General features: G+C 65.2%; 24 protein-coding genes. 13 read left to right on the forward strand and 11 right to left on the reverse strand.

Annotation, left to right across the window (positions count from 1 at the left end; translation table 11 throughout):
* Positions 1 to 45 precede the first annotated feature (45 nt).
* The 6 genes from ACE3QM_RS17320 (at position 46) to ACE3QM_RS17345 (ending at position 6,039) form a co-directional block, all read left to right on the forward strand.
* Positions 46 to 744, forward strand: coding sequence for a DAPG hydrolase family protein (locus ACE3QM_RS17320; protein WP_374423603.1), 699 nt, complete (start codon positions 46 to 48; stop codon positions 742 to 744).
* A gap of 153 nt (positions 745 to 897) precedes the next feature.
* Entirely contained in the window at positions 898 to 1,920 is a 1,023-nt protein-coding gene (locus ACE3QM_RS17325) for a putative 2-aminoethylphosphonate ABC transporter substrate-binding protein (RefSeq protein ID WP_374423605.1), read from the forward strand.
* 72 nt (positions 1,921 to 1,992) lie between these two features.
* The gene (locus ACE3QM_RS17330; RefSeq protein WP_374423607.1) at positions 1,993 to 3,093 is read left to right on the forward strand and encodes a putative 2-aminoethylphosphonate ABC transporter ATP-binding protein; all 1,101 of its coding nucleotides are present in this window, start codon (positions 1,993 to 1,995) and stop codon (positions 3,091 to 3,093) included.
* Positions 3,087 to 4,793: a putative 2-aminoethylphosphonate ABC transporter permease subunit gene (locus ACE3QM_RS17335; protein ID WP_374423609.1), complete on the forward strand. Its 1,707-nt coding sequence runs from the start codon at positions 3,087 to 3,089 to the stop codon at positions 4,791 to 4,793. The genes ACE3QM_RS17330 and ACE3QM_RS17335 overlap by 7 nt, the downstream gene beginning before the upstream one ends.
* A gap of 61 nt (positions 4,794 to 4,854) precedes the next feature.
* Positions 4,855 to 5,247: a DUF4280 domain-containing protein gene (locus tag ACE3QM_RS17340; RefSeq protein ID WP_048411856.1), complete on the forward strand. Its 393-nt coding sequence runs from the start codon at positions 4,855 to 4,857 to the stop codon at positions 5,245 to 5,247.
* Between the two features lie 291 nt (positions 5,248 to 5,538).
* The gene (locus ACE3QM_RS17345) at positions 5,539 to 6,039 is read left to right on the forward strand and encodes a hypothetical protein (RefSeq protein WP_231462431.1); all 501 of its coding nucleotides are present in this window, start codon (positions 5,539 to 5,541) and stop codon (positions 6,037 to 6,039) included.
* A gap of 343 nt (positions 6,040 to 6,382) precedes the next feature.
* Here the strand turns inward: ACE3QM_RS17345 and ACE3QM_RS17350 are convergent, their stop codons facing one another.
* Complete coding sequence (locus ACE3QM_RS17350) at positions 6,383 to 7,207, reverse strand: substrate-binding periplasmic protein (RefSeq protein ID WP_374423612.1); 825 nt, start codon at positions 7,205 to 7,207, stop codon at positions 6,383 to 6,385.
* Between the two features lie 182 nt (positions 7,208 to 7,389).
* Here ACE3QM_RS17350 and ACE3QM_RS17355 point away from each other — a divergent pair, with 182 nt between their 5' ends.
* Entirely contained in the window at positions 7,390 to 8,478 is a 1,089-nt protein-coding gene (locus tag ACE3QM_RS17355) for an agmatine/peptidylarginine deiminase (protein ID WP_374423614.1), read from the forward strand.
* 44 nt (positions 8,479 to 8,522) lie between these two features.
* On the opposite strand, the gene ACE3QM_RS17360 is transcribed toward ACE3QM_RS17355, so the two are convergent.
* A complete protein-coding gene (locus ACE3QM_RS17360; protein WP_374423616.1) occupies positions 8,523 to 9,869 on the reverse strand; it encodes an HD-GYP domain-containing protein in 1,347 nt (448 codons plus the stop codon).
* A gap of 186 nt (positions 9,870 to 10,055) precedes the next feature.
* Positions 10,056 to 10,829 (reverse strand): HAD-IIB family hydrolase, encoded by a 774-nt coding sequence (locus ACE3QM_RS17365; RefSeq protein ID WP_374423618.1) that lies wholly within the window; start codon positions 10,827 to 10,829, stop codon positions 10,056 to 10,058.
* 185 nt (positions 10,830 to 11,014) lie between these two features.
* Here ACE3QM_RS17365 and ACE3QM_RS17370 point away from each other — a divergent pair, with 185 nt between their 5' ends.
* Positions 11,015 to 11,524, forward strand: coding sequence for an N-acetyltransferase family protein (locus ACE3QM_RS17370; RefSeq protein WP_374423620.1), 510 nt, complete (start codon positions 11,015 to 11,017; stop codon positions 11,522 to 11,524).
* 108 nt (positions 11,525 to 11,632) lie between these two features.
* Here the strand turns inward: ACE3QM_RS17370 and ACE3QM_RS17375 are convergent, their stop codons facing one another.
* From ACE3QM_RS17375 to ACE3QM_RS17385, 3 genes are all read right to left on the reverse strand, one after another.
* Positions 11,633 to 11,887 (reverse strand): hypothetical protein, encoded by a 255-nt coding sequence (locus ACE3QM_RS17375; RefSeq protein ID WP_374423622.1) that lies wholly within the window; start codon positions 11,885 to 11,887, stop codon positions 11,633 to 11,635.
* A 665-nt stretch (positions 11,888 to 12,552) separates the two neighbouring features.
* Positions 12,553 to 14,028, reverse strand: coding sequence for a YdiU family protein (locus ACE3QM_RS17380; RefSeq protein WP_374423624.1), 1,476 nt, complete (start codon positions 14,026 to 14,028; stop codon positions 12,553 to 12,555).
* Between the two features lie 98 nt (positions 14,029 to 14,126).
* The gene (locus ACE3QM_RS17385; protein WP_374423626.1) at positions 14,127 to 16,421 is read right to left on the reverse strand and encodes a YgiQ family radical SAM protein; all 2,295 of its coding nucleotides are present in this window, start codon (positions 16,419 to 16,421) and stop codon (positions 14,127 to 14,129) included.
* 449 nt (positions 16,422 to 16,870) lie between these two features.
* Between ACE3QM_RS17385 and ACE3QM_RS17390 the strand changes: the two genes are divergently transcribed.
* From ACE3QM_RS17390 to ACE3QM_RS17410, 5 genes are all read left to right on the forward strand, one after another.
* Positions 16,871 to 17,725, forward strand: a complete 855-nt coding sequence (locus ACE3QM_RS17390) for a Kdo hydroxylase family protein (RefSeq protein ID WP_374423628.1) — start codon at positions 16,871 to 16,873, stop codon at positions 17,723 to 17,725.
* 2 nt (positions 17,726 to 17,727) lie between these two features.
* Complete coding sequence (locus ACE3QM_RS17395) at positions 17,728 to 18,093, forward strand: hypothetical protein (protein WP_374423630.1); 366 nt, start codon at positions 17,728 to 17,730, stop codon at positions 18,091 to 18,093.
* Positions 18,094 to 18,195: 102 nt separating this feature from the next.
* Entirely contained in the window at positions 18,196 to 19,881 is a 1,686-nt protein-coding gene (locus ACE3QM_RS17400) for a glutamine--tRNA ligase/YqeY domain fusion protein (protein ID WP_048411867.1), read from the forward strand.
* 132 nt (positions 19,882 to 20,013) lie between these two features.
* Positions 20,014 to 21,660, forward strand: a complete 1,647-nt coding sequence (ushA, locus tag ACE3QM_RS17405) for a bifunctional UDP-sugar hydrolase/5'-nucleotidase UshA (protein ID WP_374423633.1) — start codon at positions 20,014 to 20,016, stop codon at positions 21,658 to 21,660.
* Between the two features lie 60 nt (positions 21,661 to 21,720).
* Positions 21,721 to 22,269 carry an RNA 2'-phosphotransferase gene (locus ACE3QM_RS17410; protein ID WP_374423635.1) on the forward strand — a complete coding sequence of 183 codons (549 nt, stop codon included), beginning with the start codon at positions 21,721 to 21,723 and terminating at the stop codon, positions 22,267 to 22,269.
* Positions 22,270 to 22,335: 66 nt separating this feature from the next.
* Here ACE3QM_RS17410 and ACE3QM_RS17415 read toward each other — a convergent pair whose 3' ends face one another.
* The 5 genes from ACE3QM_RS17415 to ACE3QM_RS17435 all read right to left on the reverse strand — a co-directional run bounded on the left by ACE3QM_RS17415 (position 22,336) and on the right by ACE3QM_RS17435 (position 26,137).
* Positions 22,336 to 22,737, reverse strand: a complete 402-nt coding sequence (locus tag ACE3QM_RS17415; RefSeq protein ID WP_374423638.1) for a siderophore-interacting protein — start codon at positions 22,735 to 22,737, stop codon at positions 22,336 to 22,338.
* Entirely contained in the window at positions 22,715 to 23,143 is a 429-nt protein-coding gene (locus tag ACE3QM_RS17420) for a siderophore-interacting protein (RefSeq protein WP_374423640.1), read from the reverse strand. The genes ACE3QM_RS17415 and ACE3QM_RS17420 overlap by 23 nt, the downstream gene beginning before the upstream one ends.
* A 55-nt stretch (positions 23,144 to 23,198) precedes the next feature.
* The gene (locus tag ACE3QM_RS17425) at positions 23,199 to 23,858 is read right to left on the reverse strand and encodes a PadR family transcriptional regulator (RefSeq protein ID WP_374423642.1); all 660 of its coding nucleotides are present in this window, start codon (positions 23,856 to 23,858) and stop codon (positions 23,199 to 23,201) included.
* A gap of 291 nt (positions 23,859 to 24,149) precedes the next feature.
* The gene (gene lolA, locus ACE3QM_RS17430) at positions 24,150 to 24,773 is read right to left on the reverse strand and encodes an outer membrane lipoprotein chaperone LolA (protein WP_231581085.1); all 624 of its coding nucleotides are present in this window, start codon (positions 24,771 to 24,773) and stop codon (positions 24,150 to 24,152) included.
* A 257-nt stretch (positions 24,774 to 25,030) separates the two neighbouring features.
* Positions 25,031 to 26,137, reverse strand: coding sequence for a hypothetical protein (locus ACE3QM_RS17435; protein ID WP_374423644.1), 1,107 nt, complete (start codon positions 26,135 to 26,137; stop codon positions 25,031 to 25,033).
* Between the last annotated feature and the right edge of the window lie 88 nt (positions 26,138 to 26,225).

Consider the following 26,225-nt stretch of genomic DNA (forward strand, 5'->3'; position numbering starts at 1 on the left):
GGCGCGTCGCCGCGCCATGGTCTTTACCTGTCCAAGGAGTGTACTGTGAATCAGACTACGGAAACACGCCCGCGCCATGCGGGCATTTACGATGAATTGCTGCAGCCGGGCCCGCTGGCCCTGGAAACCGGCGTGCGCCGGCTGGACGACGGCAGGCTGTTGGTGGCGGTGCGTACCGAGCTGCCCGGCTGCGCCGGCCGCATGTTCGACTGGTGGTTTAACTTCTTCGACACCACCCAGCATATCCGCTGGTGGCATCCGCACGATCATGTGCAATTGCACGGCTGGAGCGAGTCGCGCCGGCAGAGCGGCGGCTATGTCGGCGCCACGGTGCGTGCGGTGGAGGCCTTGGGCGAGATCCCGCCGGTGTCGGCGGTGCTGAAATTCCACCCGGCGGAAAGCTTTTTCGGCGCCGGCCTGCTCAAGGCGGCGCGCGCTTGCGGCGATGTTTCTGCCGCGGTGTGTGCGCGCATCGCCTTTGGCGACGAGCCGCGGCTCAGCGCCGATGGTGATCCGCTGGACGGGGAGATGGTGCATCTGACGCGCGACACCGCCCATGGCGCGGTGCTGCGCAGCCGCTTTCTGCTGGGCGCGGCCGATGGCTGCGGCGAAGCGGTGCCGGAACAACTGGGCCTGGAGCTGATGCGCCATTGCTACAACGAGTTCAGCTGCCTGGCGCGGCTCTTGCCATCGCTGTATTACGGCGAGCACGCCAACGGCGAGAAAGGACCGCTGGCCTGGTAGGCCGCTTGCCGGCGGCAGGACATCCAGCTGCGCAAGACAAGCTTCACCCGGCCGTCACCGCGCTGTCATCGACGCGTCGTAAGGTGGCGGCTGATTCACGGATGGTGTGCGGACCATAAGGTCTATACATCTAAACCCATTGGAGCGATGTCGATGAAACAGCAGATTGTCCTGGCCGCCGGCCTGGCCTTGTCCAGCCTGATGGCCCCGCTGGCGCAGGCCGCCACCACCCTGACCGTGTACACCGCGCTGGAAGCGGACCAGGTCAAGGAATACAAGGAGGCTTTCGAGAAGGCCAACCCGGACATCGAGATCCGCTTCGTGCGCGAATCCACCGGCATCATCACCGCCAAGCTGCTGTCCGAAAAAAACAATCCGCAGGCCGACGCGGTGTGGGGCCTGGCCGCCACCAGTCTGATGATCCTGGACCAGCAGGGCATGCTGCAGCCGTACGCGCCCAAGGGCGTGGAAAAGCTGAGCCCGGCCTTCGTGGACAAGGCCAAGCCGCCCAAGTGGACCGGCATGGACGTGTGGGCGGCCACCATCTGTTTCAACACCGTGGAAGCGGCCAAGAAGAACCTGCCCAAGCCCGAGAGCTGGGCGGATCTGACCAAGCCGGCCTATAAGGGCCAGATCGTGATGCCGCACCCGGCGTCCTCCGGCACCGGCTATCTGGACGTGTCCGCCTGGCTGCAGATGATGGGCGAGAAAAAAGGCTGGGATTATATGGACAAGCTGCACGCCAATATGGCCCAGTACGTCCACTCCGGCTCCAAGCCGTGCAAGATGGCCGCCGCCGGCGAGTACCCGATAGGCATCTCCTTCGAATACCGCGGCGCCCAACTGAAGGAAAAGGGCGCGCCGATAGACCTGATCTACCCGAAGGAAGGCCTGGGCTGGGACCTGGAGGCCACCGCCATCCTCAAGGGCAGCAAGAAGCTGGCTGCCGCGCAAAAGCTGGCGGACTTCTCGGTCAGCCTGCCGGCGATGCGCCTGTATGAAAAGAACTATGCGGTGCTGGCCATGCCCGGCGTGGCCAAGCCCAATCCCTTCATCCCCGCCGACTACGCCAAGCGCCTGAGCAAGAACAACTTCGCCTGGGCCGCCAAGCAGCGCGAGGCCATCCTGCAGGAATGGTCGCGCCGCTATGAAAGCAAGGCCGAACCCAAGAGCTGATCCGGCTTCCTCTGTCACGCCGCCCGTCCGCCGGGCGGCGTCGTCCCATTGCAAGACATCCTGGAGTTGCGCATGAAACCGGCCGATAGCCTCAGCGGCTTGTCCGAACACCTGTCCGTCCGCGGCCTCAGCCGCCGTTTTGGCGGCTTCACCGCGCTGGACGGCGTATCGCTGTCCATACGCAAGGGCGAATTCGTCTGCCTGCTGGGCCCGTCCGGCTGCGGCAAGACCACCTTGCTACGCCTGATCGCCGGGCTGGACCAGCCGGACGCCGGCAGCGTTCATCTGCTGGAGCGTGACATCACCCGCGAACCGCCGGCGCGCCGCGATTACGGCATCGTGTTCCAGAGCTATGCGCTGTTCCCCAATCTCAATGTCGCCGACAATATCGCCTACGGCCTCAAGCCGCGCGGCGGCGGCGCGCGCCACGCTCGCCGCGTGCGCGAACTCCTGGACCTGGTGGGCCTGCCCGGCGCCGAGGACAAATACCCGGCCCAGCTGTCCGGCGGCCAGCAGCAGCGGGTGGCGCTGGCGCGCGCGCTGGCCACCTCGCCCGGCCTGCTGCTGCTGGACGAACCGCTGTCCGCCTTGGACGCGCGGGTGCGCGACAAGCTGCGCGACGAACTCAAGGGCCTGCAAAAGCGCCTGGGCGTCACCACCTTGATGGTGACCCATGACCAGGCCGAGGCGCTGGCCATCGCCGACCGGGTGGTGGTGATGAACGCCGGCGGCATCGAGCAGATCGGCACGCCGGCCGAAATCTACCGCCGGCCGGCCAGCCGCTTCGTCGCCGAATTCGTCGGCGCCGCCAACTGGCTGCCGGCGCGGCGGCGGGACGCGCACAGCGCCGCCGTCGGCAATTGCCTGCTGCGGCTGGACGCGCCGCTGCCGCACAGCGAGGCGCTGACCCTGTTTCTGCGGCCGGAAGACATCATCGTCAAGGCGCGCTGGGACGGCGCGCCCAACACCTTGCTGGCGCGGGTGGACGACGTCAGCTTCGGCGGCGCGATGACCCGGCTGCGCCTGCAGCCGGAAGCCATGCCCGGCCTGGTGTTGCATGCCGAAATCTGCCCATCCATGCTGCAGCGCCAGCCGCTGGCGCCGGGCGAAGTGGTGCCGGTGGAACTGCCGTCCGCCTTGTTGCGGGCCTATGCCGGGGAGGGCGCATGCTGACCCGCGCCTTGAACGGATGGCGCGCCGCGCCGGCCGGCGCCGCCAATGGCGAACGGCGGCTGGCTTCCGCGCTGGTGTGGACGTTGGCGGCGCTGCTGGCGCTGGCCTTGGGCCTGCCGCTGCTGTTCATCTTCGGCAAATCGGTGTTGGACATGGACGACGGCTTCGTTGGCCTGGCCAACTTCGTCCAGGTGCTGGACAGCCCCGGCCTGATGCGCGCCGCCCGCCACAGCCTGTGGCTGGCGCTGACCGTCACCGCGCTGGTGCTGCCGCTGGCTTTCGCCTTCGCCTGGGGGCTGAGCCGCAGCCGCGTTTGGGGCGGCGGGGTGTTCCGCCAGATCGCCCTGTCGCCGCTGTTGGCACCGTCGCTGATGCCGGCCATCTCGCTGGTGTATTTGTTCGGCAACCAGGGCCTGCTCAAATCCTGGCTGGCCGGCGCCAGCATTTACGGCTTCTGGGGCATGGTGCTGGGCGAAGCCTTCTACACCTTTCCGCACGCGCTGCTGATCCTGCTGACCGCGCTGTCGGCATCGGACGCGCGCTTGTACGAGGCCGGCCGCGCGCTGGGCGCCGGCGCGCTGCGCCGCTTCCTCACCATTACCCTGCCGGGCGCGCGTTATGGGCTGGTGTCGGCGGGCCTGGTGGTGTTCACCCTGGTGATCACCGACTTCGGCGTGCCCAAGGTGGTGGGCGGCGACTACAATGTGCTGGCGGTGGAAGCCTTCAAGCAAGTGGTGGGGCAGCAGAACTTCCCGCGCGGCGCGGTGGTGGGCCTGATGCTGCTGCTGCCGGCGGTGTTTTCCTTCTTCATCGAACGGCGCATGGCGCGCCGCCAGCAGGCGGCGCTGAGCGCGCGCGCGGTGCCGTTTTCGCCGGGCCGCGGCTTATGGCGCGACCTGGCCGCCTGGCTGCTGCTGGCGGTGATCTCGCTGCCGCTGCTGGCCTTGCTCGGCGTCGGCATCGTCGCCTCCTTCATCAAATACTGGCCCTACGATTTGAGCCTGACGCTGGCGCACTACCAGTTCGACAGCGTAGACGGCGGCGGCTGGAGCGCCTATTTCAACAGCTTGAAGCTGGCCGCCATCACCGCCGGCATCGGCAGCCTGCTGGTGTTCGCCGGCGCCTACGCCTGCGAGAAGCTGCCGGCGGCGCCGCTGGGCCGCGCGCTGTTGCGCTTCTTCGCCATGCTGCCGATGGCGGTGCCCGGCCTGGTGCTGGGCCTGGGTTATGTGTTCTTCTTCAATCATCCGGCCAATCCGTTGCATGTGCTCTACGGCGGCATGACGCTAATGGCGGCCTGCACCATCGCCCACTTCTACACCACCGCCCACCTGACCATGAGCACCGCGCTCAAGCAGCTGGACGGCGAATTCGAAGCGGTGGCCGCCTCGCTCAAAGTGCCGTTCTGGGTGACGCTGCGGCGGGTGACGCTGCCGGTGTGCCTGCCGGCGCTGCTGGACGTGATGCGCTATCTATTCGTGTCGGCGATGACCACGTTGTCGGCGCTGATCTTCATCGCCAGCCCGGACAACAGCCTGGCCGCGGTGGCCATCGTCACCATGGACGATGCCGGCGACACCGCGGCGGCGGCGGCGATGGCCAGCTTGATCGCCTTGAGCTCGGCCGCGGTGTCGCTGCTGTTGCTGGGGCTGGAACGAGTGCTGGGCCGGCGCGGCCAGCGCTGGCGCGGCCGCGCTTGACGGCACTGGGCTTTGGCGTGACGATGTCATTTCATTTTCCGCCAGAGCGAGGAGACGCCGCATGGGATGTCCGCAAGTATGCATGGGCGCGATGCTGCAATGCAGTTTCGGCGTCGCCCCCAGCAGCCTGGTGGTGTTGCCGGTTAATCGAGTGATGGCCGGCGGCGTGCCGGCGGCCAATATCATGGACCACGTGCCCATGCTCAACATCATGCCCTTCGGCATGTGCCAAAGCCCGGCCAACCCTATGGTGGCGGCCGCCACCGCCGCCGCGATGGGCGTGCTGACGCCCATGCCCTGCATCCCGGTCACCGCCGCGCCATGGACCCCGGGCGCGCCCACGGTGCTGATCGCCAATATGCCGGCGCTGGACAGCAACAGCATGCTGATGTGCAACTGGGGCGGGGTGATCAAGATCAACGCGCCCGGCCAGTTCACGGTGATGATTCCCTGAGAGCCTGTTCAAAGCCCGCTGCGCTTCGTGAGATTCGATACGGTAAGCTCCGCTTCGGAATGCTTATGTACCACTTGCAGATTCCGCTTCTTCAGCCGCAAGGCCTTGTCTTGTTCTTGCTCATGGTCGTGCGCGTCGGCGCCGACAGCTGACGCTTGTGCATCAGCCCATAGGCCAGGGCCGGCGCGGGCCGCGGCTTGATTGAAATCAAACGTTCAATTCAATTGGAATATTAATTTATTGGCTTCTTGCCGATTGGCATGAATCAACCTTCTCAAGCAAGGAGCCATCATGACCTTATCCCATCGTCTCGCCATCGCCGCGCTCAGCCTGGCCGCCGCATCCGCCTTTGCCGTCACCATCACTCCGCCCGGACCCGGCGGCGCGCCTATGCCGTTTTCCGCGGTGGGGCCGGCCAAGGTGGGTAAGTTCGGCATCGATCTGGACTGCAAGGCGGTGTTCAGCGGCACCGTGGACGGCTATGGCAATGTCGCCATCACCAGTGCCTCCTTCAGCGGCGGCGCGCTGTGCAAGCTGATCAAGCCCAGCGCCTCGGTCACCTCGCCGTGGACCGGCCATGTGGATACCGCCACCCAGTTGACGCTGGATAATGTGGCGGTGAACGTCAAATCGCCGATCGCCGGCGGCTTGTGCGGGCCCAGCAAGATTGTCGGCAGCGTCGCCGACAATGGCAGTGAAACCGTGATCGGCCTGGACGCGGCGCAGTTGTCCGGCGGTTGTACCATCAGCGCGACGCTGAGTACTACGCCGTATATGCGGGTCACGCCTTAGACCCGCTAACAAAACCCCTGATCCTGCGTTGCGCCTCCTTGTCGTACTACTTGTACTGCCTGCGTCGGCGCGCCTTGGCTCAGGTGCGCTGCGCGGTTTTGTTAGCGGCTCTTAGAACCTGTTTACGATCTGCTGCGCGTCGTGAAACGTGACACGGTGAGTACTGCTTCGAAATGCTCATGTACCTCGCGTACATTCCGCTTTCGCAGCGGTTTTCGCCTTGTCATGCCCTAGTGTGCAGGACTTTGAATAGACTCTCCGTTACCGGAAAACCCCTGTGCATCGCAAGACGGCGTCAGGGGTTTTGTCCGTGGCGTTTGTCCAAACAGAAGCCCGGGCGCTCTCAACGGGCCGGCGCCTGGAGAAAGCGCTCGACGATGCGTTCGGTTTCGCCGGACTGCTTCATCGCCTGCAAGGTGGCCGTCAGTCTGCCGGCCAGCGAGGCCGGGTCCAGCCGCAGCGGGTAGTTGTCCGGGCTTAAGGGCTGGTCGGCGCGGTAATCCGGATTGGGCTGCGCGCGGTAAAAGCGGGAGTGTTTGGAAAAGCCCATATGCATGGCTTGCCAGGGCTCCAGCGACGGGTGCAGCGTCAGCCCGGTGGGCCGCAGCCGCTCCCAGTAGAAACGCAGCGTGAGTTCGTCGTAGATGTAGAAATCTCCCTTGCCGGCGCTGATCAGGCGGAAGGCGCGTTCCACATCCAATTCGGGCACTTGCAGTACCTTGATGCGCGCTTGCCACGACAGGGGAATCAGGTCCGGGTTGCCCAGGTTGCGCAGTTCCACGCCATTGCCCAGATCGGCGTAGCCGCGTACGGCGGGGTGGCTGGCGCGGGTAATGACGACATGGCGCTCGCGCAGGCCGTTGGGCAGGAATAGGGCGATGGGCTCGCGCTCCGCGTTGTAGGTGTAGCCGGGATAGAAGTCCACCTCGCCCTGCGCCAGTGCTTGCAGCACGCGCTTCTTTGGCAGGCGCACCACTTTCAGCGTGCAGCCGATTCTTTGGCAGGCGCGGCTGTACAGGGTTTTATAGATGCCTTCGTCGTTGTCGTCGTCGATATAGGGACGCCGTTCATTGGTGCGGTAGCCCATCACCAGTTCTGGATCTTGCGCCAGGGCCAGGCGGGCCTGGGCCGCGATGACGGCGATGATGATGCAAAGCGCGAGACGCATGCCGGTCCCTCCTGTATTCCGTCTTCAGCTTATGTCATTCTTTCCGCCGGCGCGCGGCGGCGGCAAATGCATGATAGAAATTGATAGGTTTCCGCAAAATTCATCGCTTTTTTAAATGCATGTCCGCTTGCACAATGCCAAGCACGGCCATGTGGCTGGAAACCGGCCTTGGAGACACGGCGATGAGCACTAGACGACAATTCCTGGGCGCAAGCCTGTTGACGGCGGGCGGCATGATGGCCGCCCGCGCTTGGAGCGCGGAGCCGAGCGCGGCCGGCTATCGCATGCCGGACGAGGGCGAAGGCCACGCCGCCACCTGGATGGCCTTCGGTCCCAGCCTGGAGGTGTGGGGCACGAGCTTGCTGCCGGTGGTACGGCGGGATTTGGCGCGAGTGGCCCAGGCCATCGCCGCCCACGAGCCGGTGCGCATGCTGACGCGGGCCGAGGACATGGCGCTGGCGGCCAAGCTGTGCGGACCCAAGGTGGAACTGGTGGAGCAGCCGCTGGACGATCTGTGGATACGCGACAGCGGCCCGATCTTCGTCAAGGGCAAGGACGGGGCGGCGGCGGTGGATTTCAACTTCAACGGCTGGGGCGGCAAGCAGGCGCACCGTAGGGACGCCAAGGTGGCCGCCGCGGTGGCGACCAAGGCCGGCGTGCCCGTCGTGTCTACCCGCTTGGTGCTGGAAGGAGGCGGCATCGAGGTGGATGGCGAAGGCAGCGCCATCATCACCGAAAGCTGCGTGCTCAACGCCAACCGCAATCCCGGCTGGAGCAAGGCGCAGTGCGAGCGCGAGCTGCGCCGCTTGCTGGGCGTGGAAAAAGTGATCTGGCTGCCCGGCATCGCCGGCCGCGACATCACTGACGGCCACACCGATTTCTACGCCCGTTTCGTCCGCCCCGGCGTGGTGGTGGCCGGGCTGGACACGGACCCGCAGTCCTACGATTACGCGGTCACCCGCCATCACCTGAGCCTGCTGCGCCAGGCGCGCGACGCGCGCGGCCGCAAGCTGGAGGTGGTGGTGTTGCCGGGGCCGGAGCGGGTACGGCCGGAGTACGAAGGCCACGAGATGGCCGCCGGCTATATCAATTTCTATGTCTGCAACGGCGCGGTGATCGCGCCGGAGTTCGGCGACGCCAAGGCCGACCGCAACGCGCGCGCGGCGCTGCGCGAGCTGTTTCCGCAGCGGGAGGTGGTGCAGCTGAATATAGACGGCATCGCCGCCGGCGGCGGCGGCATCCACTGCGCGACACAGCAGCAGCCGGCTTGAATCGGTGTGGAGGCCGGCCCCGCGGGGTCGGCTTTTTCACGCGCTCAAGACAGCGCGCCTTTCTGGCGCAGCACTTGTTCCAGCGCGGCGAAGCAGGTGGCGTCGATGGCGCTGCCCAGGTGCCGGCGCATGATGTCCAGGGTTTGCGGCGCCGGGGTGGCCGGGTGGTAGGGGCGTTCCGCGTTGATGGCGTCGAAGATGTCCGCGGCGGTGATGATGCGGGTTTCCAGCGCGATGGCGTCGCCGGACAGGCCGCGCGGGTAGCCGCCGCCGTCCGGGCGCTCGTGGTGGGCGCCGGCCACCCAGGCTAGTTCGGCGAAGTGTTCGATGCGGCCCAGAATGGCCTCGGTGTAGCCGGCGTGGCGTTTGACCGCCTCCCATTCATCCGCCTCCAGCTTGCCGGGCTTGTCCAGTATGGTGTTGCTGACCCCCAGCTTGCCCACGTCGTGCAGAAGCGCGCCGCGTTTCAGCCAGCGCCGTCGCTCCAGGCCCAGTTCCAGCTCCGCGGCGATCTGGTCGGCGTAATGGCCCACTCTTTGGCTGTGGCCGGCGGTGAACGGGCTTTTGGAATCCACCACCTGGCCGAAGCCTTCGGCGATTTCATCCAGATAGTCCTCGTCCAGCGGCACCGCGCATTGGGCCGGCTCCAGCCTCAGCACCGCCTGGTCGATGTCGTCGGCCTCCAACTGCCGCCAGAAGTCCGACCGGGCGCCCACGCGGCGGAAGGCGGCCACCAGTTCCGGATCGAACCAGCCGCCGGCGCGGCGCAGCGCCTGCTCCAGCACCGCCTGGCGGCCGTGGGTGATGTGGAACACGTCTATCACCTGGGCCAGCAGCGCGATGCGCGAATTCAGCGGAATGGCGTCGCCGCGCAGCCCCAGCGGCCAGCCGGAGCCGTCCCAGTGCTCGTCCAGAGATTGAATGCCGCGCGCCACGTTTTCATTGAAGCGCAGCTGGCGGGCGATGTCGGCGCCGCGGTGGCAGCGGGTGTTGATCAGTTCACTCGCCATCGCCCGGCCGTGGCGCAGCACTTTGAGGATGGAGGCCGCGCGCCGCGCCCAGCCCTCGCTGTGGGTGCCGGTGTTCTTGAGCACGAAGCCCAGCAGCTGCGGCAGGCCGGCGCCCACATGCTTGAAGTCTTGCTTGAAGCTGCGATCGTCGGTCTGGTACAGCGCGCAGATCCGCGCCGCGTTGCTGCTGCAGCCCAGGTCCTTGAGCAGGATGGCGTAGTACAAATCCCATAGCCGTTGCGGCGGCAGGCCTATGCATTGGCCGATATGCATGCCTATCCAGCAGCTGCGGATGCCATGGCCCTCGGGTTGGCCTTCGGTGATGTCCAGCGCGTAGCTCAGCGAGCTGATCAGTTCGGACAGCTTCAGGGTGGCGGCCATGAGCGCTCCACGGAATTGAGGCGGGCAGAGAGGCAACGGCAATCTACTTGGCGCCGCTCACTCAATCTCGCAGAGAGCCAGAGACAAGGCGCGCAGACGCGGGCCGCGCATCAACGGCGAGTCGTCGCGGCGCGGTCTCTTTAGTGAGCGGCTCCACCTTCTTTATCCTCGGCGGAACGCGCTTTTTCAATCCCGTCGCGCGCGTTCGTGGCTCAGCCGCGCGATGACGTCCACCAGCCGCGTTTCGATGTCCTGGTCCAGCGGCAAGCGCTCGCTGGCCAGTTCCGCCAGCCGCGGATGGGCGCCCACCTGCACCGAGTGGCCGGCGTCCAGGAACATGCTGACATCGTTGCTATCGTTGCCGAAGCAGATCAGCTCCTCGGCGGCGATGCCGCATTGGCGCAGCGCGGCCATCTTGCTGACGCCGGCGGCGGTGATGTCGAAGATCTGCTCATCGGAATGGTGGTGCAGTTCCACGCCGGCGTGGGCGTCCAGCTCCTGGCGCAGGCCGTGGACGTCGGCGCAGGCGGTGATCAGCAGCTTGGTTGGTTGGTGGATGTCTTCGGCGCCGACATGGCTGGCCAGTTTGCCGGGGTCCACCTTGTTGAGGAAGGGGTGGCTGGCATCGCCGCTGTAGTGGTAGTTCCAGCTCAGGTCCACCAGGTAGGACGCGGCGAAGCGTTGTGCCAACTGGGTGATGTCGGCGAACACCGGGTCCGGGATGGGGTTCAGCCGGTGCAGCTGGCCTTGCCGGTGGCTCATCGCGCCGTTGGCGCCGATGATCAGCGCGTCGTGGAAGCGGGCATCAAGCAAGGGCAGGATGTCGCGGTAGGGGCGGGCGGAAGCGAAGCCCAGCTGGTGGCCGTGCTGGCGCAGGCTGTCCAGCGCGTCCTGGATGGCCGGGCTGATGGTTCTGCCATTGAAGCAAATGGTGCCGTCGATATCGAAGATGAAGTGCATGGAGTCTCGCTGCGGGGAGGTGGCGGCGGCGGGTTTTTGGCGCCGTTTTATGATGTTTGTATTCTAACTGTCTTGCCTGCTCGGGTGAAGCCGCCGCGACAAACTGGCGGGCCGCGGGCTTGTGAATGCCGGCAGTTGTCCGCATTGTCTGTAGGTGATCCCATGAAACCCGGAGTATGCCGCGCATGAGCCAAAACGTTTGTCTGGAGCCATTGACCCCCGCCGATTTTCCCGTGCTGGCCGAGTTGGCCGGCGAGATCTGGCATCAGCATTTCATCAGCATGATCAGCCGCGAGCAGATCGAATACATGCTGGCCGGCCGTTATGTCCCGGAAAAGCTGTCCGCTTATCTGGACGCGCCGGACCGCTGGTTCGGGCTATTGAAGCTGGATGGCCGGGCGGTGGGCTATTGCAGTTACGCGCTGACGGCGACGCCGGGGGAGATGAAGCTGGAGCAGCTGTATCTATTGGAGGAGACGCGTGGCCGCGGCCTGGGCGCTTATATGCTGGACGCGGCGGAAGACGCGGCGCGCCGGCACGGCTGTCATACCTTGGTGCTGACGGTGAACAAGTACAATGCCGGCGCTATCGCGGTGTACAAGCAGCGTGGTTTTACCTTGCGGGAGGAGGCGGTGTTCGACATCGGCAACGGCTTTGTAATGGACGATTATGTGATGGCGAAGCGCTTGGCTTGAGTCGCCAGCGTTCGTCGCGAACGCGGATCGGAAAACAGCGCAAGGCGATGGGCCTTGCGCTGTTTGCGTTTCAGCGCCTAGGCGCGGAGGACGCGGTGACGGTTAGTTCTAGGACGCGGTGGCCTTGGCGCGGGCTTCGTCCCGCCACATCGCGTCCAGGTAGTTGTGGTATTCGTCGGCGATCCAGCTGGCCGCTTGGCACAAGCCTTTCAGCTGTTCCAAGTCCGGCTGCGGCGCGGCGATCTGCTGGCGCATGCTGGCGAGCAGCGGGCGCAACAGATTCAGCGCTTCCAGGCCGTTGGCCAGCGCGTCCGCGGTTTCGAGTTTGGAGATGGAAGGCGTGGGGATGGGATGTTTATCCATGATGAACTCCTGGCATGGCATTCCTCGTCCGCATTGGCGGGATGGGGAATATGACTGAGAAGCCGCGACTGACGAGCGCGGGTTCCGCCTGACAGGTGTGTTCAGCACCAAGGCCGGAATGTAGCAGTGGAGCAAGGGGCGGGTCAACGCTGCAAGAACCTGTTCACGATCTTTCCTGCAGATTGCTCTAAAGCATTGAATCCGCTTTGCGGATAATGATTTAGGGCCGGTTCCGCCCGGCAAACGGAAAGGGAGATTTGCGCGGCCAAATCTCCCTTTACCCTAAAGGCCGCCCTGCAAGCCTGGCCTCCGGCTTCCCGTCGGGGCCCGTCAGGCCCGAGGCGCGGCTGAACTCGCGATTTGCTAACGTCAAATCGCTCAAACAAAGCAGCCGCTTAAGACCTCGGGCCTGCCACCCGACGGCAGGCTTGAAGGGAGTGGGGGCACATCGGGTACGCGGTTTCCTGTGCACCTAAATCAGCAATTCAACACACTGAAAAAAGATCGTGAACAGGCTCTAGGGCATAAGCGTGCAGAATCGCTAGGTTGGTTTCATGGTTGCAGGCCGGAGCCGTTGAATTTGAGCCCAAGAGGGGTAGCGGGGTGGACATGGATGCGAAACAAGGGCAAGCCGCCAGGCTTGCCCTTGTTGCGTCAGGGTGTACTTAGGTGCCGCAGAAGGTCCGATACCCTTGTGCCACTTCCGGCGCGGCCGGCAGCGTGTAGCGCTCCAGGCCGGCGCGTTCGGTGTAGGGCTGGCGCAATACGTCCAGCAACGCCAGTGTCGGGCCCATGTCGCCGTGGTCGCTGGCGGCGGCCAGCGCTTCTTCCACCAGGTGGTTGCGCGGGATGTAGAGCGGGTTGGCCTGGCGCAGCGCGGCGGCGCGTTCGGCGGCGGTTTGCGGTTCGGCGTCCAGCCGCTGGCGCCAGCGCGCCAGCCACGGCGCGGCGGCGGCCGGGTCGTTGAAGAGTTGAGTCAGTGTTTGGTCTTGGCCTTCGGCGGCGTCGGCCAGCCGGCGCCAGGCCAGGGTGTGGTCTGCGTCCTGGCGCGCCAGCAGCGCCAGCCAGTCTTCGGCCAGTTCCTGGTCGATGTCCTGCGCCTGGCTCAGGCCCAGCTTGCGGCGCGCCTGTTGCAGCCAATGCGCCTGGTAGCGTTCGGCGAAGTCTTCGATGACGGCGGTGGCCGCCGGCACCGCGTTCTTGGGCTCGTCCGGGTCCAGCAGCGGCAGCAGGGTTTCCGCCAGCCGGGCCAGGTTCCATTGGGCGATGGCCGGCTGGTTGCCGTAGGCGTAGCGGCCGCCGCTGTCGATGGAGCTGAACACGGTGGACGGATGATGGACGTCCATGAAGGCGCAGGGGCCGTAGTCTATGGTTTCGCCGCTGAGCGCCATATTGTCGGTGTTCATCACGCCGTGGATGAAGCCGGCGTGCATCCAGCGGGCGATCAGTTCCGCCTGGCGTTCCGCCACCGCTTGCAGCAGCGCCAGATAGGGTTGTTCGGCGCCGGCCAGTTCGGGGTAGTGGCGCGCCAGGGTGTAGTCGGCCAGCCGGCGCAGCATGTCGCGCTCGCCGCGGAGGGCGAAGTACTGGAAGGTGCCGACGCGCAGATGGCTGGTGGCGACGCGGGTCAGCACCGCGCCGGGCAGCGCTTGTTCGCGGTAGACGGTTTCGCCGGTGGCGGTCACGGCCAGCGCGCGGGTGCTGGGGATGGCGAGCGCGTGCATGGCTTCGCCTATGATCAGTTCGCGCAGCATCGGCCCCACCGCGGCCTTGCCGTCGCCGCGGCGCGAGAACGGAGTGCGGCCGCTGCCCTTGAAGGCGATGTCGCGGCGCTGGCCGTTGCGGTCGATGACTTCACCCAGCAGCAGCGCGCGGCCGTCGCCCAGCGACGGCGACAGGCCGCCGAACTGGTGGCCGGCATAGGCTTGGGCCACGGGCTTGGCGCCGTCCGGCAAGGCGGCGCCGGAGAAGGCGGCGGCCAGCTCGGCGGCGTCGGCTTGGCCGCTGTCCAGGCCCAGCTCTTGCGCCAGTTCGGCGTTCCAGTACAGCAGGGCTGGCGCGGGCGGGCGTTCGGGCTGCACCGGCGCGCAGGCGTCGGGCAGGTCGCGGGCGTAGCTGTGGTCGAAGTCGATGTGGATCATGGCGGGCTCGCTGGGCGGGGGTATTGGATTGAGACGCCGGTGGCGCGGCAAAGTGCCCGGCCGCCGGCCGGCAAAAAGCCGCCCGTGGGCGGCTGGATTCAACGACTGCGGCCCTTGCCGGCCGGCTTGCTGACGGGTTTGCTGCCCGGTTTGTTCGCGGGCTTGCCGCGTCCGGCCGGCGCTTGGCCGGCGCCGGGCTTGGCCATGGCTTTGGCCTGCGAGGGCTTGCCGCGCTGTCCGTGGCTGGCGGGGGCGGCGGCGCGCTGGCCTGGGGCCTTGTTGCGCGACAGCGGCGCGCCCATGCGGTGGCGCACGGCGGCGGCCTTGTCGCCCGGCGGCGTCGGCGGAATCAGGCAGTGCTTGCTGTGGCCGATCAGGTCGCTGCGGCCCATCTGGATCAGCGCGTCGTGGAGGATCTGCCAGTTGTCCGGGTGGTGGTAGCGCAGGAAGGCCTTGTGCAGCTTGCGGCGGTAGCCGTCGCGCACCACGTCCACTTTTTCCGAGCTGCGCGACAGGCGCTTGAGCGGATTGCGGCGGGTGTGCCACATGGTGGTGGCCATCGCCATCGGCGTGGGGGTGAAGGTTTGAACCTGATCCAGGCGGAAGTTGTTCTTCTTCAGCCACAGCGCCAGGTTCATCATGTCTTCGTCGCTGGTGCCGGGGTGGGCGGCGATGAAGTAGGGGATCAGATACTGTTCCTTGCCGGCCTGGCGGCTGAAGCGTTCGAACAGTTCCTTGAACTTGTCGTATGCGCCCATGCCCGGCTTCATCATCATGGACAGCGGGCCGTCCTCGGTGTGTTCCGGGGCGATCTTCAGATAGCCGCCCACGTGGTGTTGCACCAGTTCCTTGATGTATTCGGGCGAGCGCACGGCCAAGTCGTAGCGCAGGCCGGACTGGATGTTGATCTTCTTCACGCCCGGCAGCGCGCGCGCCTTGCGGTAAAGCTGGATCAGGTGGCTGTGGTCGGTGTTCAGGTTTTCGCAGATGTCCGGGAACACGCAGGACAGCTTCCTACAGGAGCGCTCGATCTTCGGGTCCTTGCAGGAGAGGCGGTACATATTCGCGGTCGGGCCGCCCAGGTCCGAGATATGGCCGGTGAAGCCCGGGGTCTTGTCGCGGATTTCCTCGATTTCCTTGAGGATGGATTCCTCGGAACGGCTCTGGATGATGCGGCCTTCGTGCTCGGTGATGGAGCAGAAGGTACAGCCGCCGAAACAGCCGCGCATGATGTTGACCGAGTACTTGATCATTTCCCAGGCCGGGATATTGGCGTCGCCGTAGCTGGGGTGCGGGTTGCGGGCGTAGGGCAGGCCGTAGACGTGGTCCATCTCTTCGGTGGAGAGCGGAATCGGCGGCGGGGTCAGCCACACGTCGCGCTCGCCGTGCATCTGCACCAGCGCGCGGGCGTTGCCGGGGTTGGATTCCAGGTGCAGGGTGCGGCTGGCGTGGGCGTACAGCACCGGGTCGTGGGCCACGGCCTCGTAGGCCGGGATGCGGATCACGGTCTTGGCGCGTTCGGCGCGGCGCTTGGCCAGGCGTTCTTCGCGGGATTCGATGCGGATCACCTGCGGCTTGGACGGGTCCTGGTCCTTGGTGGCTTCGGCCGCCTGTTCCGGGATTTCCTGGTAGGGGTTGAGGTGGGCGTCCACCTTGCCCGGCAGGTCCACCACGCTGGAATCCATTTCCTGCCATTCTTCGTCCGGGCGCCAGCCGTGCGGCACGATGAAGGCGGTGCCGCGCACGTCGCGGATCTCGCTGAGCTTTTCGCCCCTGGCGGCGCGGTGCGCCACTTCCACCAGCGCGCGTTCGGCGTTGCCGTACAGCAGCAGGTCGGCCTTGGAGTTGATCAGCACCGACGGCCGCACTTTCTCGCTCCAGTAGTCGTAGTGGGCGATGCGGCGCAGGCTGGCTTCGATGCTGCCCACCATCACGCCCACGCCGGGATAGGCTTCGCGGCAGCGCTGGGCGTAGACGGTGACGGCGCGGTCCGGGCGCTTGTTGGCCGCGGCGTGCGGGGTGTAGGCGTCGTCCGAGCGCGGGCGGCGGTCCGCGGTGTAGCGGTTGATCATCGAGTCCATATTGCCGGCGGTGACGCCGAAGAACAGGTTGGGCTTGCCCAGTTCGCGGAAGGCGTCCGCCGAGTGCCAATCCGGCTGGGCGATGATGCCCACGCGGAAGCCCTGATCTTCCAGCAGCCGGCCCACCAGCGCCATGCCGAAGCTGGGGTGGTCGATATAGCCGTCGCCGGTGATCAGGATGATGTCACAGGAGTCCCAGCCCAGCTGGTCCATCTCGGCGCGGGTCATCGGCAGGAACGGGGCGGCGCCGAAGCGGCTGGCCCAGTACTTGCGGTAGGAGGTGATCGGTTTGGCGGCGTGTGCGGTCGTCATGCTGGCTATGGACTGAAGTTCGAGCAACCCGACATTATGCCATAGTTGCGGCTTGCTTGTGGAATAAGCGCTTGTTTTTTATTGGGAATTGCCTGGGTTTGGAGTAGGGTTTTGCCGGGCGGCCGGATTTTTCCGTCAAATCAAGGCGCTGCGCCGCCTGTCCACAGGGACTGGCCGGACGCCGCTGGCATGACTTTGCCGCGCCGCGGGCGTATGCTGGCCGCCCATTTCGCTGCCGCGGTCGTGGCCGGCGAGGGCGGCGGCGCTGGGCGCCGCTGGAGGTGGGCGGCTATAAAGTCTATTCAAAGTCTTGTTTCGTCGGTGTCCGTCGCTTGTGCGGATGCCGGGCGTGGAAAAGATTTTGAACAGGTTCTCATGGCTGTGCCGGCGTGGGCCGGCGAGCTTTGCAGCCGCTTCTTGTGATCCATTGTTGGAGCGGGGAGCCGATTATGGCGAGCCAGATCGTATGGGTGGAGGATGCGGCGCAAGGCCGCTATGTGGATGAGCTGGAGCAGGGCAAGGTCTTGTATCTGCCCAGTTTCGATTTCAGGCTGCTGGACGAGGAGCGGGGTTTGTTGGACCCGGTCATCGCCGATCCCAAGCGCAAGAACATCAGCCTGGAGCCGGACAACGGCGCGCTGCACGGGGTGGTGGGCGGCGCGGAGCGGGAGGCCGCGGTGCGCGGCTTGATCGCGCGCTATCAGCGGGCCGCCGCCGATCTGGCCGCGCGGTTGCTGCCGGAGTACCAGGGCCGGCTGCGCGCGGCGCCCACCAGCCTGCGGCTGTTGCGGGTGGAGGGACGCCGGACTTCCTGGCGCAAGGACGACAGCCGCTTGCACGTGGACGCGTTTCCATCGCGTCCCAATTACGGCGAGCGTATTCTGCGGGTGTTCTGCAATATCAACCCCGATGGCGAGCCCAGGGTGTGGCGGGTGGGCGAGCCCTTCGCCGACATGGCGCGGCGCATGCTGCCGAGGGTGCCGCGGCAGTGGCCGGGCTCGGCGGCCTTGCTGGCGGCCTTGAAAATCACCAAGCGCAAGCGCAGCGCTTACGATCACATCATGCTGCATCTGCACGACGCGATGAAGGCGGATCTGGAGTACCAGGGCCAATGTCCGCAGGAAACCATGCCGTTTCCACCCGGCTGCGCCTGGGTGTGCTTTTCCGACCACGCGTCGCACGCGGTGATGTCCGGCCAGTTCATGCTGGAGCAGACCTTCTGGCTGCCGGCGGCGGCGATGAGCGATTCGAAACGCTCCCCGCTGAGTTTGTTGGAAGGCATGATCGGCAAGTCACTGGTTTGAGGATGAAAATGGTGTTTAGGTGGCTGAAAGAATGGCTGAGTGGGTGTGCGGTGCCTGTATCCGAAATATCCACCAAACTGTCAATGAATCCGAAAGGGTTCAGCGAGGAGCTGCTGCGTTGTTTGGGGGAGGCTGCTGATGATCACGTTTGGGACAACCGTGATGAAGTGATGGCCAGTCGGGAGTGCATCTGTACCGCGTGCTACTTCCGCTTCCCTCCCTCTGCTGTGCTGAGATGGCAGGATGATGGCCGTTCTGCGATCTGCCCGAATCCGGACTGCGGTTTTGGTGGGTCGGTATTGGGAGATGCATCCGGTTTGAACCTGGACGACTACGATTATTCAATGTTTGCCGATAGGCGGAATTGACGCGTTGCCAGGTAGCAAAAACGTTGGCGTGCGGGGTCTCAAGTATTGGGCAAAAATCGGTTACAATCTTCGATTAGTCATAAATCGCACGGCACAAAACGAATGAGCACGGAAAACAACGCGCCGGTTGTCAGCAATTTCATCCGCAACATCATTGACGAGGATCTGGCTTCCGGCAAGCACAGCAGCATCGTCACCCGCTTCCCGCCGGAGCCCAACGGCTTCGCCCACATCGGCCACGCCAAGGCCATCTGCTTGAACTTCGGCCTGGCCGAGGACTACCAGGGCAAGTGCAATCTGCGCATGGACGACACCAACCCGGAGAAAGAGTCGCCGGAGTATGTGCAGTCCTTCATCGACGACATCAGTTGGATGGGCTTCAAGTGGGATGGCGACGTGCGCTTCGCCTCCGACTATTTCGACCGCCTGTACGGTTACGCGGTGGAGCTGATCCAGGCCGGCAAGGCCTATGTGGACGATCTGTCCGCCGAGGAAATGCGCCAGTACCGCGGCAGCCTGACCGAGCCGGGCAAGAACAGCCCCTACCGCGAGCGTAGCGTGGAGGAGAACCTGGACCTGTTCGCGCGCATGAAGAACGGCGAGTTCGCGGACGGCAGCAAGACGCTGCGCCTGAAGATAGACATGTCTTCCGGCAACATCAATCTGCGCGATCCGGCCATCTACCGCATCCGCCGCGCTCACCATCACCGTACCGGCGACAAGTGGTGCATCTACCCGATGTACGACTACACCCATTGCATTTCCGACGCCATCGAGGGCATCACCCACTCGCTGTGCACGCTGGAATTCGAAGATCACCGCCCGCTGTATGACTGGGTGCTGGACAATATCAGCATCGGCTGCCACCCGCGCCAGTATGAGTCCTCGCGTCTGGAGCTGCTGTACACGCTGACTTCCAAGCGCAAGCTGCTGGCGCTGGTGAACGAAGGCGCGGTGAGCGGCTGGGACGATCCGCGCATGCCCACCGTTGCCGGCATGCGTCGCCGCGGCTACAGCCCGGCCGGCATCAAGCTGTTCGCTCAGCGCATCGGCGTGTCCAAGAGCGAGAACATCATCGACATGGCCATCCTGGAAGGCGCGGTGCGCGAGACGCTGGAAAACGAATCGCCGCGCGTGATGGCGGTGGTGAATCCACTGAAAGTGACGCTGAGCAATTACGACGCCGCCGTCACCGCCAGCCGCAGCGCGCCTTTCCATCCGCATCATCCGGAGTTCGGCGAGCGCGAAGTGCCCATCGCCCGCGAGATCTGGATCGAGCGCGACGATTTCGCCGAAGTGCCGCCGCCCAAGTGGCAGCGCCTGACCGCCGGCGGCGAAGTGCGCCTGCGCTACTCCTATGTGATCAAGTGCGAGGAAGTGGTGAAGGACGCCGCTGGCGAGATCATCGAGCTGAAGTGTTCGATCGACCACGACACCCTGGGCAAGAACCCGGAAGGCCGCAAGGTCAAGGGCGTGATCCACTGGGTGTCGGCGGAACACGCGATTGAGGCCGATGTGCGCTGGTATGACCGCCTGTTCACCGAGCCGCGTCCGGACGCGGTGCGCGGCGAGGATGGCGAATACGTGGACTTCCGCCAGTTCCTGAACCCGGAATCGCTGAAACTGGTGCCGACCTATGTCGAGGCCTCGGTGCTGCAGGCGGCGCCGGAGTCGCGCTTCCAGTTTGAGCGCCTGGGCTATTTCGTCACCGACCGCTACGAGCACCAGCCTGGCGTCAAGGCGGTGTTCAACCGCAGTGTGGGTCTGAAGGACAGCTGGAGCAAATAAGCTCGAGCGCCTGGCCGGATGTTCCGTGCGTTCGGCGAGGACATGACTTTCAGCAATGGCGGGCCCGCGGGTCCGCCATTTTTGCAGCCCGCACCCGCGCCGCCACATGCCAATAAAAATCAAGGATTAACGATGAAACTGTCCGTGAAACCGCTTGCCCTGTCCCTGCTGGCGGCCAGCCTGCTTTCCGCCTGCGCCGCCACCCCCGGCAAGGGCAATTATGTCGAAGACAAGACTTACAAGATCACCATCCTGCATACCAATGACCATCATGGCCGCTTCTGGCCCAATAGCGACGGCGAATACGGCCTGGCCGCGCAGAAAACCTTGGTGGACCAGGTGCGCGCCGAGGTCAAGGCCGCTGGCGGCTACACCCTGCTGTTGTCCGGCGGCGACGTCAATACCGGGGTGCCGGAGTCCGATCTGCAGGACGCGGAACCGGATTTCCGCGGCATGAGCCGCATCGGCTACGACGCGATGGCGGTGGGCAACCACGAGTTCGACAAGCCGGTGCCGGTGCTGATGAAACAGCGCCAGTGGATCAACTTCCCCATGCTGTCCGCCAATATCTACAAGGACGGCCAGCGCATGTTCGACCCGTACACGATGTTCAACCTGGGCGGCGTGCGGGTGGCGGTGCTGGGCCTGACCACCGACGACACCGCCAAGATGGTGAACCCGGAGCAGGTCAAGGGCATCGAGTTCCGCAGCCCCATCGCCGAGGCCGGCAAGCTGGTGCCGGAGCTGCGCCAGAGCGCCGACGTCGTCATCGCCGCCACCCATATGGGTCACTATACCGACGGCCAGCACGGCGTGAACGCGCCGGGCGATGTGGAAATGGCGCGCGCGGTGAAGGGGCTGGATTTGATCGTTGGCGGCCATAGCCAGAACCCGGTGTGCATGAAGGCGGAAAACCTGCGCGACGACGCCTATGTGCCGGGCATGCCCTGCGCGCCGGATCGCCAGAACGGCGCCTGGATCGTGCAGGCGCATGAATGGGGCAAATACGTGGGCCGCGCCGATTTCGAGTTCCGCAACGGCACGCTCAAGCTGACCCAGTACCGCCTGCTGCCGGTCAACCTCAAGAAAACGGTCAAGGGCGCGGACGGCAAGGACCAGAAAGTACCCTACACCCAATTGATCGAGGAAGACGGCAAGCTGCGCAACTTCCTGCAGAACTATCAGAACAAGGGCCAGGCGGCGCTGGAGGTGCCGGTGGGGCAGAGCAGCGCCAAGCTGGACGGCGACCGCGGCTCGGTGCGCAGTCAGCCCACCAATCTGGGGGTGTTCATCGGCCAGGTAATGATGGCCAAGGTCAAGGCGGACTTCGCGGTCAATAATTCCGGCGGCATCCGCGATTCGCTGCCGGCGGGCGCGATCAATTACCGCGATGTGCTGAAGGTGTATCCCTTCGGCAGCACCCTGGTCTATGTGGACCTGAACGGCCAGGAAGCGCTGGATTACCTGAAAGCGGCCGCGCGCATGACGCCCGGCGCCGGCGCCTTCGCCCAGTTCGCCGGCGTCAAGCTGCGCATCGTCGGCGGGCAGTTGCAGCAGGCGCTGATCGGCGGCCAGCCCATCGACCCGGCCAAGACCTACCGGATGGCGATCAACAGCTTCATCGCCGCCGGCGGCGACGGCTACCCGCTGATGAACAAGCATCCGGGCTTCGTCAATACCGGCTTCGTCGACGCCGAGATGCTGCGCGAGTACATCGCCGCGCACTCGCCCATCGACGCTGCGGCTTATGCGCCGGGCGACGCGGTGACGCGCAACTGAGTGCGGCCCTGCATGGATAGTCAGGCCGCGGCCCTGGTCGCTGCCATGTGAAAGAGCATCATGGATTACCAAAACTTGAGCCGGACCGTGTCACACGCGCTGCGTCACGAACCTTGGCTATATGAACTGGAACTGGACGATGCCGGCTGGGTGCCGCTGACAGCCTTGCTGGCGGCCCTGCGCGTGGAGCGTAGAGAGTGGCGCGATCTGGGGCTTGCCGATCTGCTTGAAATGATCGCGCGCTCCGAGAAGAAGCGACATGAGATCGATGGTGACCGCATCCGCGCGTTTTATGGTCATTCGCTGCCGGGAAAATTGTCAAAACAGCAAAGCGCGCCGCCGGCGTGGCTTTATCATGGAACTTCGCCGGAAGTCGCGGAGTTGATCCAGCGGGAAGGCCTGCGGCCGATGGGGCGGCAGTATGTGCATTTGTCGGTGGATACGGCAACCGCGATGCAGGTGGGTGGCCGCAAGGCCGCCGCGCCGGTCTTGCTCAAGGTGGACGCCACCGCCGCCTATGCGGCGGGAGCGGCGTTCTATCACGGCAATGAGATGGTGTGGCTGGCGGGTGAGGTGCCGGCCGAATTCATTATGTTGCAGGCGAAATAAGCTGGCTTCTGTGTTGCGGCTTGGACAAAGCCCCCTTCAAGGGGGCTTTGTCGTTTGGGTCGCGGCTTAGTCTTCCAGCGTTTCGTGGCTGGCGGCCCGGCCTTCGCGCCAGTAGCTGGCGGCGCGGATGCGGCTCTTGTCTATGCCGCGCTCCTCGCGCAGATGCACGCGCACCGCGCGGATGGCGTGGTATTCGCCGGCGGCCCAGACAAAGCCTTCGCCCGCCGGCAAGGCCAGGGATTTGAGCGCGGTGAGCAGCGCCGGTTCGGCGTCGGCGCCTTGGTGCACCCAATGGATGTCGGCATTGGGATGAGCGGGCAGTTCGCAGCCTTGGCCCGCCTCGCTGCTTTGCAGCAGGGCGATGACCTTGGCGGTGGGTGGCAGCTCGGCCAGGCGGCGGCGGATGGCCGGCAGCGCGGATTCGTCGCCGATTAGCAGATGCCAGTCAAAAGCCGCCGGAATGACCAAGGAGCCGCGCGGGCGCGCCTATGCCCAGGTATTGGCCGGGCTTGGCCTGGGCCGCCCAGCTGGTGGCGGGACCGGCCTCGTGCAGCGCGAACTCCAGGTCCAGTTCCTGGCGTTCCGGGTCGAAACGGCAGGGGGTGTAGTCGCGAGCGGTCGGGCGCGGCTCGCCTTCCGGGTAGATCAGGGTTTCGTCCACCAGCGCCGGCAGCGCCGGCTTGCCGTCCGGGTGCTCGGGGAAAAACACCTTGAGGTGGTCGTCGAAGGAGGCGGAGGTGAAGCCGGCCAGCTCCTCGCCGGCCAGGGTGACGCAGAGCAGTGTGGGGCCGAGCGGGCGGATGGCGCGCACTTGCAGCAGGCGGAAGCGCAGCGGGTGGCGCAGGCGTTGAACGGTCAGATCGGATGTGGTCATCGGGAGTCCTGTCTTTGAAGTCATGGCTGGGCGCTTGGAGCCGTAAACACTCTCTCTAGCCGGTATCGCCCAGAATTTGCTCACAGGCTTGCCTCAGAATGGCGGCGATGCGGCGCTGTTCGTTCTCGTCGACGTTGGCGGTGCGCATCAGCGCTTGCTTCAGCTCGCCGCGGGCCCGGGTCAGCTCCGGAATCCAGCTGCCGGCGGCATCATCCGGCGGCGGCATTTCCCCGGTCAGCGCGCGACGGATCGAGTTCATCTTGCGCGCGATGTGCTGCAGCCGCGCCATCATCCATTCCACTTGCTCGCGGTTCTGTTCCAGGTAGTCGCGGCCGGCCGCCGTCAGCGCATAGCATTTGCGCTTGCCTTCCTCGCTCACCGAGATGCGGCCCAATTCTTCCAGATAGGTCAGCGCCGGGTAGACCATGCCGGGGCTGGGGCTGTAAAAGCCGTTGCTGCGGCTCTGCAGCGCCTTGATCAGCTCGTAGCCGTGACTGGGCTGCTGTTCCAGCAGGGCCAGCAATAACAGCTGCAATTCGTCGGAGCTGAATTTGCGGCCGCGGGTCAGGTTCTCGTCGTCGCCGCCGCCGAAGCCGCCAAAGCCTCCATGCCGGCCATGAGCGCCGCCGTGGCCGTGGCGGGCCATCGCGTGGAGACGATGATGTGCATTGCGTCCGCTCAGTTGGCGGAGCAGGGTGCCAAGAGGGTGATGCATGGCGGCTGTCCTAAAGAAAATATATCTTAAGATATGTTTTTAAATAAGATAAAGTCAAGCCGACCCAGCAAGGACAACGATGATTTGTGGCGTTTTTGGCACGATGCCCGCATCTGTCCACGCTCTCGCGAGCGCGACAATAGGAATACGGCTGAGATGGTGGACGGCGCTGGTGGCGTATGAGCATTCAAGGCGTTGCTCACCGCGCAGCGTCTCACGGCGAGCAAGGGGGCATTGAAGCAGCGCTAAAGGAAAAGCCGCCCGGAGGCGGCTGGAGGGCGGCGGGGCGGCTTAGTCGCCGCTGACCACGTCCACCCCCTTGGGCGGCACGAAGGCGAAGCGGGAGGCGGCCAGCGCCGGGTTTTTCTGCGGCGCGCTGAAGCTGACCTTGGTGTGGTTGCCGAAGCTGTCGGTCAATTCCATTTCCACCAGCATATTGGCCTTGAAGCCCATGCGGATGGCGCTGAAGCTGTTGTCGGCCTGCTTGGGGCTGGCGGACAGCCATTCCACCTCGCCGGTCTTGCCGGCTTCCTTCAGCTGGTAGTTCTGTTCGATGGCGTTGCTGCCGGCCAGCAGCGCCGCCGGGCTGGAGCCCAGCGCCGCGCCCTGCGCCTTGCGGGTGACCTGGGCCAAGTCCTTGTCGTAGACCCACAGCGTCTTGCCGTCGCCGACGATCAATTGCTCGTAGGGCTTGCTGTATTCCCAGCGGAATTTGCCGGGGCGGGCGATTTCCAGCCGGCCGCTGGCTTCCTCGCGCTTGCCCTTGTTGCTGACCACTTGCTTGAAGTCGGCGCTCAGGGTCTTGTTGCCGTTGACGAAGGCCTTGAGCTGGGCGATGGCGGCGGCGTGGCCGGCGGCGGGCAAGGCCAGCGCGGCGATGGCGAAAGAGGCGGAAATCAGTGTTTTCATCTTCATGCGGTTCTGGTCCTTGGCGCGGCGCGCGGCCGTCGCAAAGCAGGTGAGACTGCCGCCGCCGGCCGCGGTTTCCGGTTGTGGACGCGGCGGCGGCGCCTTTTGTGTTAGAACCTGTTTACGATCTGCTGCGCGTCGTGAGACGTGACACGGTGAGTACCGCTTCGAAATGCTCATGTACCACTTGTACATTCCGCTTTCTCAGTGGTTTTCGCCTTGTCTCGCCTTAGCTCGCGAGATCGTAAACACGTTCTTAGCGATTATTGCGCGGCGGACGCATCCGGGGCGGTTTCGGCCGCGCCCTCGCCGGCGGCCGGCGGCTGGTCGAGCGCGCGCAGCGCCAGGCCCAGCGGCTTCAGCCATTCCGGCTTCTCCAACTGCTCCAGGTCCACGATGTCGGCGGCGCCAGGCTGGAAGGCGAACACCGGTTTGCCTAGATGGCTGTAGCGGATGTCGGCGTGCGCCTGGCCGCGGAAGTCCGGGCTGTTGAAGCGTATGGTCTGGCGGATGGCGAGCAGGTCGCCGCCACGGCTGACATAGAGATCGCTGACGGTATTGCTGTTCAGCGGGTTGGCCTCGGTAACGCTGAGCAGGCTCTTGATCAGCTGCAGCAGGCTTTCGCTGCCCAGCGGGCCGGGCTTGAGCTGCGGCTTGCGCGCGGCTTCCTGCTGCGCGACCTTGATCAGGCCGTCGACGATATGGGCGGCCAGCTGATTTTCCTGGGCATGGTTCATGGCGATGCGCAGCTGGTAGCGCGCGCCCAGTTCGCGCGCGCGCTCATCCAGCGGCTGGAAGCTGAACGCCTGCTTGTCCACCTTGGCGTAGGCTTCGTCCAGCAGCTTCGGCATCGCCTGGTACATGGCCTTGAGCGGGAAGTTGTCGGCCACGCGTTGCGGCAGGCGCACGCGCAGGAACTTGCCTTCATAGGGGCGCAGGTCCGGCAGGAACAGATAGGCGGCGGACGGGTCCACCAGCAGCGACATGTCCTTGGCGTGGAATTGCAGCGGCAGTTGCACGCTGACCAGCAGATTGCGGCGTTCCAGCCGCAGCGCCGGGATCAGTTCCAGCCTGCCGCCGGACGCGTCCAGCGCGCCCTTGACGCTGAAGCGCATGCTGCGCGCGACCTGATCCATCACCTCGGTCATTTCCAGCTCGCTGACTTCTTCGTCGGCGTGCTTGGGCTTGGCCATGCGCAATTCGTCGAAGCCGATGTCGGCGTCGATATTGTAGCCGCGGCTGTTCCAGTTCTGGATCACCACTTTGCGGGTGGCTTCGTCCGCGCTCTTATTGGTCAGCGGCGATGCGCAGCCGCCCAGCAGCGCCAGTGCGCACAGCGCGGCGCAGAGGCCCGTTTTTTTTAGTTGCATGCGATTTCCTAAGCGAAGGTCCGGCGCCGGCTCCGGGGTGGCGGACCGGCGCGAGCCGGACATTTTAACGCATCCGGCATCGCCGATG

It is taken from the genome of Chromobacterium sp. (genome assembly GCF_041912965.1).
Lineage (GTDB): Bacteria > Pseudomonadota > Gammaproteobacteria > Burkholderiales > Chromobacteriaceae > Chromobacterium > Chromobacterium aquaticum.